Origin of the sequence: Shinella lacus (genome assembly GCF_010994755.1) — a bacterium.
In the GTDB taxonomy this organism is placed as follows: domain Bacteria; phylum Pseudomonadota; class Alphaproteobacteria; order Rhizobiales; family Rhizobiaceae; genus Shinella; species Shinella lacus.
In genome coordinates this window covers 29,945-43,438 of sequence record NZ_WHSB02000005.1, presented here as the reverse complement: position 1 = coordinate 43,438, position 13,494 = coordinate 29,945, and the positions used below count along the sequence as shown (strand labels likewise).

The window sequence follows — 13,494 nt, the reverse complement described above, 5'->3', positions numbered from 1 at the left end:
ATGCCATGGCATCGAAATTCCCCCAATAGTTTTTTGTCGCTCGCGCTTGCATTCGGTTGGAATATTGCCGATATGGGGGACGGGAGGTTGGTGGTGGACGAGCCACTCGCCAACCGGGTCAGGTCCGGAAGGAAGCAGCCCCAACGAGCCCGGCACGGGTCATCGTGCCAGCCTCCCACCTTACCGTCCTGCTTCTGGCCGTCCTGTCGGGACAGACATTTGAATAACGGCAGGGTCGATGAGCGACGACATCAAAAATCCGTCCAGCGAAAAGCCCGCCGCCTACCGGGTGCTCGCGCGAAAATACCGCCCCAAGGATTTCTCCGACCTGATGGTCGGTCAGGAACCGATGGTCCGCACGCTGACCAACGCGTTCGAGACCGGGCGCATCGCGCAGGCCTATATGCTGACGGGCGTTCGCGGCGTCGGCAAGACGACGACCGCCCGCATTCTCGCCCGCGCGCTGAACTACAAGACCCCCGAGATCGACCGCCCGACGATCGACCTTCGTGTGCCCGGCGAACATTGCCAGGCGATCATGGAAGGCCGCCATGTCGACGTCATCGAGATGGACGCCGCCTCCCATACCGGCATCGACGATATCCGCGAGATCATCGAGCAGGTGCGCTACCGCCCGGTTTCGGCGCGTTATAAAGTCTACATCATCGACGAAGTGCACATGCTCTCGACGCAGGCCTTCAACGGCCTGTTGAAGACGCTCGAAGAGCCGCCGGAGCACGTCAAGTTCATCTTCGCGACGACGGAAATCCGCAAGGTCCCGATTACGGTGCTGTCGCGCTGCCAGCGCTTCGACCTGCGCCGCATCGATGCGTCTGATCTCGTCGGCCTCTTCACCACCATTCTCGGCAAGGAAGGCGTGGAGGCCGAAGCCGATGCGCTTGCCATGATCGCGCGCGCCGCAGAAGGCTCCGCCCGCGATGGCCTCTCGCTGCTCGACCAGGCGATCGCGCATGGCGGCGGCCGCGTCGAGGTAGATGCCGTACGCTCCATGCTTGGCCTTGCCGACCGTGCCCGCATCGTCGATCTCTTCGAGCATATCGTGAAGGGCGACGCGGCTTCGGCGCTCGCCGAATTCGCCGCGCAATACGAGGCCGGTGCGAGCCCGCCCGTCGTGCTGACGGACCTTGCCGATTTCACCCATCTCGTCACCCGCATGAAATATGTGCCCGACGCCACCGGCGACCAGTCGCTGAGCGAGATCGAGCGGGTGCGCGGCGTCGAGTTCGCCAATTCCATCGCGGTCACCGCGCTGTCGCGCATGTGGCAGATGCTGTTGAAGGGTATTCCGGAAACGGAATCCTCCAGTCGCCCGGCCGGTGCCGCCGAAATGGTCATCATCCGCCTGGCGCATGCCGCCAACCTGCCCTCGCCGGAAGACGCCGCCCGCCGCCTCGCCGAGTTTTCCGGCAGCGATGGCGCCCGCGCGCCGCAATCCGCCGGTTATAGCGGCAACGGTGGCCAGCCGACGTCGCAGGCCGCCGCCGTTTCGGCCATGTCACGGCAGCCGGACGCCCCGGCCCAGCGCGCCCAGTCGGGCGGCGCGACCGTGACCATGCTGCGCCCCGTGCCGCAGGCCGATCCCGCGCCCGAACCGGTCGGCCGCATCGAGCCCGTGCCGGCCGAGCAGCCGGCGGCGGTGCCGCTGGTGCCGGTCAAGTCGCTCTCGGACGTCGCCGATCTCTGCACCAAGAACCGTGACATCCGGCTGCGCGCCCTGGTTCGCGCCTTCGTGCGGCCGGTCAGCGTCGAGGCCGGACGGCTGGAAATCAGCCTTGCCAATGACGCGCCGAAATCGCTGGTGCCCGACCTCCAGAACCGCTTGCAGGAATGGACCGGTGCGCGCTGGATGGTGATCCTGTCGCGCGAAGCCGGCGGCCCGACCCTTTCGGAAGCCGAGTCCCAGGCGCAGGAGGCCCGCGTCGCCGATGCACGCCAGGACCCGGACGTGGCGGCGATCCTGCAGCGCTTCCCGGGCGCCAAGATCACCGATGTGCGCATCAAGGTGCAGGAAACGGAAGACGAGCCGGAGACCATCGAGGTCGCGGCCGTTGCGGAATCCGCCGAGGGCGACATCCTGCCCGGCGACGATATCGAAACCTGACAGTCAATAAAAAGAGGAGAGACCGATGCGTGACATCATGGGCATGATGGGCAAGGTCAAGGAAATGCAGGCCAAGATGGAGAAGATGCAGGAGGAGATCGCGGCGCTCGAAGTCGCCGGCACCTCCGGCGGCGGTCTCGTCTCGGTCACGCTCGACGGCAAGGGCAACCTCAAGGGCCTGAAGGTCGATCCGTCGCTGTTCAAGGAAGACGACGTCGAGATCCTCGAAGACCTGATCGTCGCCGCCCACAAGGACGCCAAGGACAAGGCCGAGGCGCTGACCGCCGAAAAGACCAAGGCGCTCACCGCCGGCCTGCCGATCCCGCCCGGCTTCAAACTGCCGTTCTGATTCTATAAGGTCGGGTTTTTCGAGGAGGATTTCGATGAGCCTGATGACCCTGCTTGTCTTCGCCGGCGCGCTGATGATGGCGGCGGGCTCGCCCGGCCCGAGCATCGCGGCGCTGGTCGCCCGTGTTCTGTCGCGTGGCGCCAGGGACGTGTTTCCCTTCCTCGCCGCCATGTGGATCGGTGAGGGCATCTGGCTCACCTGCGCCGTGCTCGGCCTCGCCGCGATTGCCGAGACCTTCCACGCCGCCTTCGTCGCCATCAAATGGTTCGGCGTCGCCTATCTGCTCTATCTCGCCTGGAAGATGTGGTTCGCCCCGACCGATGCGGACGAAGCGGCACTTCCCGAAGCGCGTTCCGGCCTGAAACTGTTCTTCGCCGGGCTGACCGTGACTCTCGGCAATCCCAAGATCATGATGTTCTACGTGGCCCTCCTGCCGGCGATCATCGATCTCGGCGCCGTCACGGTGGTCGGCTGGGTGGAACTGGTCGTGACGATGTTCGTCGTGCTGGTGGCGATCGACCTTGCCTGGGTATTCCTCGCCTCTCGCGCGCGCCTGTTCCTGAAGAGCCCACGCGCCGTGCGCATCGCCAACCGCGTCAGCGCCGGAACGATGGCGGGTGCGGCGGCGGCGATCGCCGCGCGCTGATCAGCCGGTCAGCGCGGCCCGCAGCTTATCGTTGATGGGGGCCGCGAGGTAGCGCAGCCGGTCATCCTCCGGCAGGTTCCTGCCATAGGTGCGCAGAAGCTCCGGCATCGAGACCGGCTCGCCGTCGAACGGCGCGTAGGTCACCGCGTCACCGGCCTGAACCACGCCGTCGCGCAGCACACGGCAGTAAAAGCCCGGCCGGCCGGCCTGCATGAAGCGTTTGGCAAAACCCGGGTCGCCCATGCGTGCGGTCAGCGTGTTGCAGGGAATGCGTGTGGAGGTCACCTCCATCAGCACGCTTTCCGTCTCGAACCGGTCGCCGACGGAGACCGCGCGACTGTCGACGCCCTCGATGACGAGGTTTTCGCCGAAGGTTCCGGGCTCGATCGTCCGGCCGAGTTCCTTCGACCACCAGTCGAGGTCGATCGAGCCGAGGCCGTAGACCGCCTGTTCCGGCCCGCCATGGTGTTTGCTGTTGCAGATCGCATCGCCGAGCAGGCCTTCGCGGTCTACCATGATAGCCGCATCGGTCGGCGTCTTGAAAATGCCGGTCTTGTAGCTTTTGCCAGGGACCGGGCGGGCGACGCCCGTGCACACGGCGAGGATTTTGATCACGCGTCGAACTCCCGAGATTCCGTTTCCCCTGGATATGGGCTAGATACCGGCAATGGCAAAACGAGTCACCGGCCCCGAAATCGAAAAACTGATCCAGCTCCTGGCGAAAGTGCCGGGTCTCGGGCCGCGTTCGGCGCGCCGCGCGGCGCTGCATCTCGTCAAGAAGAAGGACCAGCTGCTTGGGCCGCTCGCCGACGCGATGGGCGAGGCGCATCGCAAGGTGCGCATCTGCTCGTGCTGCGGCAATGTCGATACCAGCGATCCCTGCACCGTCTGCACGGACGTGCGCCGCGACCACACGGTCATCATCGTCGTCGAGGACGTCTCCGATCTCTGGGCGCTGGAGCGCGCCGCGGCGATGAACGCCGCCTACCATGTGCTCGGCGGCACGCTTTCGCCGCTCGACGGCATCGGCCCCGACGACCTCAACATCCGCGGCCTCGTCGACCGCGTGGCGAAGGGCGGCGTGCGGGAGCTGATCATCGCGGTCAACGCGACCGTCGAGGGCCAGACGACGGCCCATTATATCACCGACCAGCTCTCCGGCCTCGGCGTGAAGATTACACGGCTCGCACACGGCGTGCCGGTCGGCGGCGAGCTCGATTATCTCGACGAAGGAACATTGACGGCCGCTTTGCGCGCCCGCACGGCGATCTGAGGGAAGGGTTTCGATTATGATAGGTTGGCTCCTGCGGCTCACCCCCCTCTGCCCTGCCGGGCATCTCCCCCTCAAGGGGGGAGATCGGCTGGGGGCAAGGCGGTGCCACGATTCGATCTCCCCCCTTGAGGGGGAGATGCCCGGCAGGGCAGAGGGGGGTATTCGCGCCCGCTTCGCACCCATACTTGCACTGGCGCTCTTCGCCGCTGCCCTTCCCGCCCACGCCGCCTCCAAGGGCGAGGTCGAAAAGATGTTCCGGGCCTGGATCGACAAGGACCTCTGGCCGGCCGCGCAAAAAACCGGCGTCAGCGAAAAGACCTTTCGCGCGGCGATGGAGGGTGTGACGCTCAATTGGGACCTGCCCGATCTCGTGCCGCCGGGCTCGAAGCCCAGGAAGGAACAGTCGCAGAGCCAGGCGGAATTCTCCTCGCCCGGCGCCTATTTCTCCGAAAAGCGCCTGCAAGGGCTGGCGGGGCGGGGCAGCAGCCTTGCGAAAACCCATGCCGCGACGCTGCGCAAGGTCGAGCAGCGCTTCGGCGTTCCGGGCGAGATCGTCGTCGCGATCTGGGGCCGCGAATCCGGCTTCGGCAGCGCGAAGATCCCCTATTCGGCGGTAGAGGTGCTCGCGACGAAAGCCTTCATGTCGACACGCAAGGACATGTTCCGCAAGGAGCTGATCGCAGCCCTCCACATCGTCGATGGCGGCGACCGGACGGTGGCGCAGTTGAAGGGCTCCTGGGCCGGCGCGCTCGGCCAGCCGCAGTTCATGCCGACGAGCTTCCTGCAATATGCCGTCGATTTCGATGGCGATGGCGTGCGCGACATCTGGGGTTCGGTGCCGGACAGCCTGGCGTCGATCGCCAACTATCTTGCCAAGAAGGGCTGGCAGGCCGGTCGCGGCTGGGGCTACGAGGTCACGATTCCGGCCGGTGTTTCCTGCGCGCAGGAGGGGCCGGACCTTGAAAAGCCGATCTCGGCCTGGGCATCGACCGGCATCACGCGCGTTTCCGGCAAGGGCTTTTCCTCCGGCGAGGCGAAGGCCTCCGGCATGATGCTGGTGCCGGCCGGCACGCATGGACCGGAATTCATCGTCACGCCGAATTTCTACGTGCTGAAGGAATATAACAACTCCGACCTCTACGCCCTCTTCATCGGCAATCTCGCCGATCGCATCGCCTATGGCAGCGGCCCGTTCCGCGGCGAATGGGGCGATGTCGGCAAGATGCTGCGCTCGGATGTGCTGGCCATGCAGAAGGCGCTGGTCGCCAAGGGCTATGATGTCGGCAAGGTCGATGGGCTGCCGGGCTACAAGACGCGCCGCTCGCTGGGCGACTGGCAAGCCAAGGCCGGCCTCGCGCCGACCTGCTATCCGGATGCTTCGCTGAAATCCAAGCTCCGCTAGGAGTTAGTGAATTTCCACCTGCTGCTTGAACCGCTCGTATTCGTGCGGAATGATCGTCTGTCGCTCGATCATGCGGTGAACGCGGGGCGGCTCGGCACCGCTGTGCAGCTGGTTCAGCTTTTCACCATTGGCGGCATCCGCATGGGTGCGGCGCTGGTTGTGGCGCACATATTCCACCCAGGTCGGCACATGGTAGGTCTCGGTCCAGACGGTCGGGTTTTCGAGGTCGCGCATCAGCGCCCACTGCCCGGCGCCGTCGCGGATGCGGATGCGCCGCCGCTCGGTCATCGCCTCCAGGAAGTCCGGAATGTCGCCCTCGGCGATCTCGTAGTCGATCAGGATGACGATCGGGCCGCTTCTCGGCTTCAGGTCCAGCGGCAGGTCCGGCTCGCTGAAACGGTTGAGCGGGTCGACATTGAGGCTCTGCAATTCCGGCAGTGCAAAGCGTAGGCCAAGCGCTGCACCGGCGATCATCACCACGGCGGAGGCGAGAAGCGCAGTCTGCGCGCCGTGCGTATCCGCCGTCGTGCCCCAGATCCAGCTTCCCGCCGCAATGCCGCCGAAGGTCGTCGTCTGGTAGAGCGAGAGCGCGCGTGCCACCACCCACCGCGGCGTCGAGAGCTGCACGGTCGTATTGAACAGGGACAGCGCCATGACCCAGGAGCCCCCGGCGATCAGCAGCACCGCGCCGGTCAGGAACGCCGAAGTGCTGATGGCGGAAACGCTCGCGCTGACGGCAAAGCCGGTAAAGGCGAGGCGGGCGATGGTCTCGCTGGTGAAGCGTTCGCGCAGCCGCGCATTCATCAGCGCGCCGCCGATGGCGCCGAGCCCGAAACAGCCGAGCAGCACGCCGTAGGTCAGCGGCCCGCCGGAGACGAGGTCGCGCGCTATCAGCGGCAGCAGCGAGAGGATGGAGCTGGTCGCGAGGCCGAAGGCAAAGCCGCGCAGGAGCACCTTGCCGATGTTCGGAGACATCGAGACGTAGCGCAGGCCGGCCGAGATGGCGCGGATGAAATCCTCGCGCGGCAGAGTGCGCGGCGGAATGGCCGGCTTCCAGCGAAACAGCACGAAGAGAAGCGCAAAGTAACTCAGCACATTCGCCGCAAAGGCCGCTGCCGCGCCCGCAGCCGCCACGATCGCGCCGCCGATGGCCGGACCGACGCTGCGGGTGAGGTTGAAGCCCATGCTGTTGAGCGAGACGGCGGCGGGGAGGTCCTCACGCGGCACCATATCACCAACGGAGGCCTGCCAGGCCGGGTTGTTCAGCGCCGTCCCGCAGCCGAGCAGGAAAGTGAAGGTAAGCAGAAGCCAGGGCGTGATGACGCCGTACCAGGTACAGAGCGTCAGCGCGATCGCCACCGTCAGCATGAAACACTGGGCGGTCAGCATCAGCTTGCGCCGGTCGAAATTGTCGGCGAGCGCGCCGGCGGCGACGGAGAAAAGCATGATCGGCAGCGAGGTCGAGGCCTGCACCAGCGCCACCATGTTGGCGGAAGACGAGATCGAGGCCATCATCCAGGCGGCACCGACGGCCTGGATGAGCCCGCCGAAGTTGGAGACCAGGCTTGCCGCCCAGATCAGCCGAAAGGTTTCGTTCCGGAAGGGGGCAAGGGGGGATGTCCGGTCTGGCACGGGCAGGCACTCATTCTCGACGCAGCGTTACGAGCAATCTAGCCCATCGGGGGAATGCGGCAAGTCGAAGCCGGGCGAAAAACCGGCCTGGGAAGCCGAACTTGCAATTGCGGGCGAGAGCGTCTATATCACCCTCAAATTCTTGATCGTCAGATGAAGAGTGGGCCCGCGAGGACCCGCTCTTTTTTATTGCCCCGATCGAGCGCATGATAACGACTACCCCGGGAGGGCATGTCATGAACGACACGACCCAGACAGAAAATGCGGCCGTCGAGCCGCGCCTGATCGTCGAGACCGGTCTCGACCGGCGCGTCGCCGAGATCATCGAGCCGAGCATCGAGCAAATCGGCTACCGGCTGGTGCGCGTTCGCCTTTCGGCGCAGAACGGCGCGACCCTGCAGATCATGGCCGAGCGGCCGGACGGCACGATGACCGTCGAGGACTGCGAGAAGGTCTCGATGGCCGTCTCGCCGGTGCTCGACGTTGAGGATCCGATCGACAAGGCGTATCATCTCGAAGTGTCGTCGCCCGGCATCGACCGGCCGATGGTCCGCAAGTCGGATTTCACGCGCTGGCTCGGCCATCTGGTAAAGTGCGAGACGTCGATCCTCGTCGACAGCCGCAAGCGCTTCCGCGGCAAGATCGTCGCCGCCGACGAAAACGGTTTTACGCTGGAGCGGGACCAGCCCGCCTATGGCGAGGAGCCCTCGGTCGTCATCCCGTTCACGGCGCTCGCCGAGGGTAAGCTGATCCTGACCGACGACCTGATCCGCGACGCGCTGACCGCCGACAAAAAGGCGAAGGCTGCGCAGGCCGCGAACCAGAACGACGAAGTCGAAGACGACGAATGACTATGTGAGTGCGTTTTGCCCCCGATGCGGGCGAAACGGAGAGGACGGAACCGGAGGCTTCGCCCCGGCTTGATCATGGAGACCTGAGACAATGGCAGTCAGTGCGAACCGGCTTGAGCTTCTGCAGATCGCGGATGCCGTGGCCCGTGAAAAGGTCATCGACCGCGAGATCGTGCTTGCCGCGATGGCCGACGCCATCCAGAAGGCGGCCCGCTCGCGTTACGGCACGGAATCGAACATCCGCGCCGACATCAATTCCAAGACCGGCGAAATCCGCCTCCAGCGCCTGCTGGAAGTCGTCGAGAAGGCCGAGGATTATTCGACGCAGATCCCGCTGGAGCTTGCCCGCGACCGCAACCCGGACGCCAAGCTCGGCGACTTCATCGCCGATCCGCTGCCGCCGATGGATTTCGGCCGCATCGCCGCCCAGTCGGCCAAGCAGGTCATCGTGCAGAAGGTGCGCGAAGCCGAGCGTGACCGCCAGTTCGACGAATACAAGGATCGCATCGGCGAGATCGTCAACGGCACGGTCAAGCGCGTCGAATACGGCAACGTCATCGTCGATCTCGGCCGTGGCGAAGGCATCATCCGCCGCGACGAGATGATCCCGCGCGAAAACATGCGCTACGGCGACCGCGTTCGCGCCTTCGTCTACGACGTGCGCCGCGAGCAGCGCGGTCCGCAGATCTTCCTGTCGCGTACCCATCCGCAGTTCATGGTGAAGCTCTTCACCATGGAAGTGCCAGAAATCTACGACGGCATCATCCAGATCAAGTCGGTCGCCCGTGATCCGGGTTCGCGCGCCAAGATCGCCGTCATCTCGAACGATAGTTCGATCGATCCGGTCGGCGCCTGCGTCGGTATGCGCGGTTCGCGCGTCCAGGCCGTCGTCGGCGAGCTTCAGGGCGAGAAGATCGACATCATTCCGTGGTCGCAGGATCCGGCGTCCTTCATCGTCAACGCCCTTCAGCCGGCGGAAGTCGCCAAGGTCGTTCTGGATGAGGATGCGGAGCGCATCGAAGTGGTCGTGCCGGACGAGCAGCTGTCGCTCGCCATCGGCCGCCGCGGCCAGAACGTGCGCCTCGCGTCGCAGCTCACCGGCTGGGATATCGACATCCTGACGGAAGCCGAGGAGTCCGAGCGCCGCCAGAAGGAATTCAACGAGCGCACCAACCTGTTCATGGATTCGCTCGACGTCGACGAGATGGTCGGCCAGGTTCTGGCCTCCGAAGGCTTTGCCGCCGTCGAGGAACTGGCCTACGTCGATCTCGATGAAATCGCCTCGATCGACGGTTTCGACGAAGACACGGCCCAGGAAATCCAGACGCGTGCCCGCGAATATCTTGACCGCATCGAGGCCGAGATGGACGCCAAGCGCAAGGAACTCGGCGTTGCCGATGAGCTGCGCCAGATCGACGGCATGACGGGCCAGATGCTCGTCGCGCTCGGCGAGGACAGTATCAAGACGATGGAAGACTTTGCGGGCTGCGCGGCTGACGATCTCGTCGGCTGGTCGGAGCGCAAGGACGGCGAGACGAAGAAGTTCGAGGGCCTGTTCTCGAAGCTCGAAGTTTCGCGCGCCGAAGCCGAAGCCATGGTCGTTCAGGCCCGCCTTGCGGTTGGCTGGATCACGGAAGAGGACCTGGCTACCGAGGAAGAACCGGTCGTCGAAGGCGGCGAGCAGGACGCCTGATCGGCGTCCCGCGCGCTGGAGACGCCGTTGGCCGAGCATTCCAGCAAAAGTGTATGAACGGTTTTGCGGACGGAATTGCGAGGACCTATATGGGTAAGAAGGACGACGACGGCGTGAACGACCGCATGTGCATCGTGACGCGCGAAAAAGGTGAGGCGGATGATCTGATCCGCTTCGTCGCCGGCCCGGACGGGAATGTCGTGCCGGACCTGAAGCGTCAGCTCCCCGGACGTGGATGCTGGGTGAAGGCCGAACGGGCGATCGTCGACAAGGCGGTCGCCAAGAAGCTTTTTTCGCGGGCGCTGAAGGCGGAAGCCAGGGCGGATGCGGAACTCGGCGCCGAAGTGGACCGTCTTCTGGCGGGCCAGCTTGGCGGCATGATGAACATGGCGCGCAAGGCGGCCCAGTTCATCACCGGTTCGTCGAAGGTCGACCAGGCGGTGCGTGCATTGGCGGCACTTGCGGTCTTCCACGCGACGGATGCCGCCGCCGATGGCGTGCGAAAAATTGACCAGGCGCGCAAGGCGGCAAGCTTCCTGCGCGATGACGAGACGGAAATACCGTCCTTCAAGCTCTTCTCGGAGAGTGAATTGGAGGGCCTTTTGGGCCAGAATGCTTTTATCCACGCCGCAGCGCTTGCAGGGCAGGCGGGTGAGGGTGTAGTGAAGCGCGCAATCATGCTCGAAAAGTACCGGGGCGACAGCCAAATGATGGCAAAAGGTGGCGCTGGCCATACCAACCGATGACGCGGTTACCGGCATTCGGCCGGCCGAAATCGCATTGGACGAACACAATTGAACGACGGAGTCTGGTGATACGCATCCGGCTCTGATCTTAGGAACGGAACGGAATGACCGACAACGAAGACGACAAGACGATCAGTGTGGCTGGCAAGAAGACCCTGAGCCTGAAGCCCTCGGGGGTTCAGCAGGGAACCGTTCGCCAGGACATGGGTCGTGGCCGGACGAAGGCCGTCGTGGTCGAGACCCGCACGAAGCGCCACTTCAGCCGCCCGGGAGACGAACGCACGGTAGCAGCACCTGTTGCACCGGTGCAGCAGCGCCAGCCCGCGCCGCAGCCGCAGCAGCCGCGCCCGGTGCAGCGCCAGACGCCGCAGGTGGAACATAGCCGTCCGCGCGGCGGCGTCGTGCTGAACCAGCTTTCCCCCGATGAAGTCGAGGCCCGTCGCCGCGCGCTTGCAGAAGCGCAGATCCGCGACGCCGCCGAAGCGCGCCAGCGCGCCGAGGACGAGGCCCGCCGCAAGGTGGAAGAGGAAGCGCGCCAGAAGGCCGCCGAAGAAGAGCGTCTGCGCCTGGAGAAGGAAGAAGCCGAGCGCCGCGCCATCGAGGCCGCTTCGCCGGCCCCGGCCGTGGCCGAGGTTGCCGCCGAGCCGGTCGTTGTCGCCAAGCCCGCCGTTACGGCGCCCGCAGGTGCCGACAGCCGCCCGCAGCCGACCCGCACCACTCCGGCCGTGACGCCTGCAGCCGTTCCCGGCCGTGGCCGTCGCGAGACGGAAGAGGAAGAGGCAGCACGCCCGCGCGGCGGTGCCCCGGTCAACCGTGGCAAGGTCACGCGTCCGGAACCTGCCAAGGTCCCGGCCCGTCCGAAGGCCGACGACGGCCGCCGCCAGGGCAAGCTGACGCTGACCACCGCTTCGACCGACGAGGACGCCACGCAGCGTGGCCGTTCGCTCTCGGCCATGCGCCGTCGCCAGGAGAAGTTCAAGCGCAGCCAGATGCAGGAGACCCGCGAAAAGGTCATGCGCGAAGTCATCCTGCCGGAAACCATCACCATCCAGGAACTGTCGCAGCGCATGTCCGAACGCGCCGTCGACGTCATCAAGTACCTGATGAAGGAAGGGCAGATGATGAAGCCCGGCGATCTGATCGACGCCGACCTGGCTGAAATCATCGCTGGCGAATTCGGCCATACGGTCAAGCGCGTTTCGGAATCCGACGTCGAAGAGGGCATCTTCAATGTATCCGACGACGACGGCGATCTGGAAGCCCGTCCGCCGATCGTGACCATCATGGGTCACGTCGACCACGGCAAGACCTCGCTGCTCGACGCTATCCGCAAGACGAGCGTCGTCTCCGGCGAAGCCGGCGGCATCACGCAGCATATCGGCGCCTACCAGGTCGAGCACAACGGCCACAAGATCACCTTCATCGACACCCCCGGCCACGCCGCGTTTACTGCGATGCGTGCCCGTGGTGCGCAGGCGACGGACATCGCGATCCTCGTGGTCGCGGCCGACGACAGCGTGATGCCGCAGACGATCGAGTCCATCAACCACGCCAAGGCGGCCGGTGTTCCGATCATCGTGGCGATCAACAAGATCGACAAGCACGAAGCCGACCCGCAGAAGGTGCGCAACCAGCTCCTTCAGCACGAGGTCTTCGTCGAATCGATGGGCGGTGAAACGCTCGACGTCGAAGTCTCGGCCAAGAACGGCCTGAATCTCGACAAGCTGCTCGAAGCCGTGCTGCTGCAGGCCGAAATCCTCGACCTCAAGGCGAACGTCAACCGCACCGCCGAGGGCGTCGTCGTCGAAGCCGAACTCGACCGCGGCCGCGGTGCCGTCGCGACGGTTCTCGTGCAGAAGGGCACGCTGACGCCCGGCCAGATCATCGTGGCCGGCGACCAGTGGGGCCGTGTGCGCGCGCTCGTCAACGACAAGGGTGAACACGTCAAGTCGGCAGGGCCTTCCATGCCCGTCGAAGTGCTCGGTCTCTCCGGTACGCCGGCTGCCGGCGATCGCTTCGCCGTCGTCGAAAACGAAAGCCGTGCCCGCGAAATCTCGGAATACCGTCTGCGTCTCGCCCGCGAGAAGCAGGTTGCCCGCCAGGCCGGGTCGCGCGGCTCGCTCGAGCAGATGATGAGCCAGCTCCAGTCCACGGGTCTCAAGGAGTTCCCGCTGGTCATCAAGGGCGACGTGCAGGGCTCGATCGAAGCCATTGCCGGCGCTCTCGACAAGCTCGGCACCGACGAAGTCCGTGCACGCATCGTGCATTCGGGCGCCGGCGGCATCACCGAATCCGACATCTCGCTCGCCGAGGCGTCGAATGCGGCCATCATCGGCTTCAACGTCCGTGCCAACGCACAGGCCCGCACCGCGGCCGAGCGTGCCGGTCTCGAAATCCGCTACTACAACATCATCTACGATCTGGTGGATGACGTGAAGGCGGCCATGTCGGGCCTGCTCTCGCCGGAACGGCGCGAAACCTTCCTCGGCAATGCCGAAATCCTCGAGGTGTTCAACATCACGAAGGTCGGCAAGGTCGCGGGTTGCCGCGTCATCGAAGGCAAGGTCGAGCGTGGTGCCGGCGTGCGTCTCGTACGCGACAACGTCGTCATCCACGAAGGCAAGCTCAAGACGCTCAAGCGCTTCAAGGACGAAGTCGCCGAAGTGCCGATGGGCCAGGAATGCGGCATGGCCTTCGAGAACTACGAAGACATCCGCGCCGGCGACACGATCGAGTGCTTCCGCGTGGAGCACATCACGCGCACGCTCTAAGCGTCCGGC

At 65.2% G+C, this 13,494-nt stretch carries 11 protein-coding genes and 1 other RNA gene; 10 read left to right on the top strand and 2 right to left on the bottom strand.

Features of this window, described 5'->3' with window-relative positions; all coding sequences use genetic code 11:
• Positions 1 to 82: 82 nt before the first annotated feature.
• The 4 genes from ffs (at position 83) to GB927_RS14625 (ending at position 3,117) form a co-directional block, all read left to right on the top strand.
• An RNA gene (gene ffs, locus GB927_RS14640) (signal recognition particle sRNA small type) lies at positions 83 to 179 on the top strand.
• A gap of 59 nt (positions 180 to 238) precedes the next feature.
• Positions 239 to 2,122: a DNA polymerase III subunit gamma/tau gene (locus GB927_RS14635; protein WP_256117851.1), complete on the top strand. Its 1,884-nt coding sequence runs from the start codon at positions 239 to 241 to the stop codon at positions 2,120 to 2,122.
• A 25-nt stretch (positions 2,123 to 2,147) separates the two neighbouring features.
• Positions 2,148 to 2,471 (top strand): YbaB/EbfC family nucleoid-associated protein, encoded by a 324-nt coding sequence (locus tag GB927_RS14630; RefSeq protein WP_256117849.1) that lies wholly within the window; start codon positions 2,148 to 2,150, stop codon positions 2,469 to 2,471.
• A gap of 34 nt (positions 2,472 to 2,505) precedes the next feature.
• A complete protein-coding gene (locus GB927_RS14625; protein ID WP_256117848.1) occupies positions 2,506 to 3,117 on the top strand; it encodes a LysE family translocator in 612 nt (203 codons plus the stop codon).
• Here GB927_RS14625 and GB927_RS14620 read toward each other — a convergent pair whose 3' ends face one another.
• The gene (locus tag GB927_RS14620) at positions 3,118 to 3,729 is read right to left on the bottom strand and encodes an MOSC domain-containing protein (protein ID WP_256118344.1); all 612 of its coding nucleotides are present in this window, start codon (positions 3,727 to 3,729) and stop codon (positions 3,118 to 3,120) included. It abuts the gene before it with no gap.
• Positions 3,730 to 3,784: 55 nt separating this feature from the next.
• Here GB927_RS14620 and recR point away from each other — a divergent pair, with 55 nt between their 5' ends.
• Both recR and GB927_RS14610 read left to right on the top strand, forming a co-directional pair.
• Positions 3,785 to 4,390 carry a recombination mediator RecR gene (gene recR, locus GB927_RS14615; protein WP_256117846.1) on the top strand — a complete coding sequence of 202 codons (606 nt, stop codon included), beginning with the start codon at positions 3,785 to 3,787 and terminating at the stop codon, positions 4,388 to 4,390.
• 136 nt (positions 4,391 to 4,526) lie between these two features.
• Complete coding sequence (locus GB927_RS14610; RefSeq protein ID WP_256117845.1) at positions 4,527 to 5,792, top strand: lytic murein transglycosylase; 1,266 nt, start codon at positions 4,527 to 4,529, stop codon at positions 5,790 to 5,792.
• A gap of 3 nt (positions 5,793 to 5,795) precedes the next feature.
• On the opposite strand, the gene GB927_RS14605 is transcribed toward GB927_RS14610, so the two are convergent.
• Positions 5,796 to 7,424 carry an MFS transporter gene (locus tag GB927_RS14605; protein ID WP_256117844.1) on the bottom strand — a complete coding sequence of 543 codons (1,629 nt, stop codon included), beginning with the start codon at positions 7,422 to 7,424 and terminating at the stop codon, positions 5,796 to 5,798.
• Between the two features lie 236 nt (positions 7,425 to 7,660).
• On the opposite strand from GB927_RS14605, the gene rimP reads away from it, so the two are divergent.
• From rimP to infB, 4 genes are all read left to right on the top strand, one after another.
• The gene (gene rimP, locus GB927_RS14600) at positions 7,661 to 8,275 is read left to right on the top strand and encodes a ribosome maturation factor RimP (RefSeq protein ID WP_256117843.1); all 615 of its coding nucleotides are present in this window, start codon (positions 7,661 to 7,663) and stop codon (positions 8,273 to 8,275) included.
• A 91-nt stretch (positions 8,276 to 8,366) separates the two neighbouring features.
• Positions 8,367 to 9,968, top strand: a complete 1,602-nt coding sequence (nusA, locus tag GB927_RS14595) for a transcription termination factor NusA (protein WP_256117842.1) — start codon at positions 8,367 to 8,369, stop codon at positions 9,966 to 9,968.
• An 89-nt stretch (positions 9,969 to 10,057) separates the two neighbouring features.
• Positions 10,058 to 10,714, top strand: a complete 657-nt coding sequence (locus GB927_RS14590) for an RNA-binding protein (RefSeq protein WP_256117841.1) — start codon at positions 10,058 to 10,060, stop codon at positions 10,712 to 10,714.
• Positions 10,715 to 10,818: 104 nt separating this feature from the next.
• Positions 10,819 to 13,485 (top strand): translation initiation factor IF-2, encoded by a 2,667-nt coding sequence (infB, locus tag GB927_RS14585; RefSeq protein WP_256117839.1) that lies wholly within the window; start codon positions 10,819 to 10,821, stop codon positions 13,483 to 13,485.
• Positions 13,486 to 13,494 lie beyond the last annotated feature (9 nt).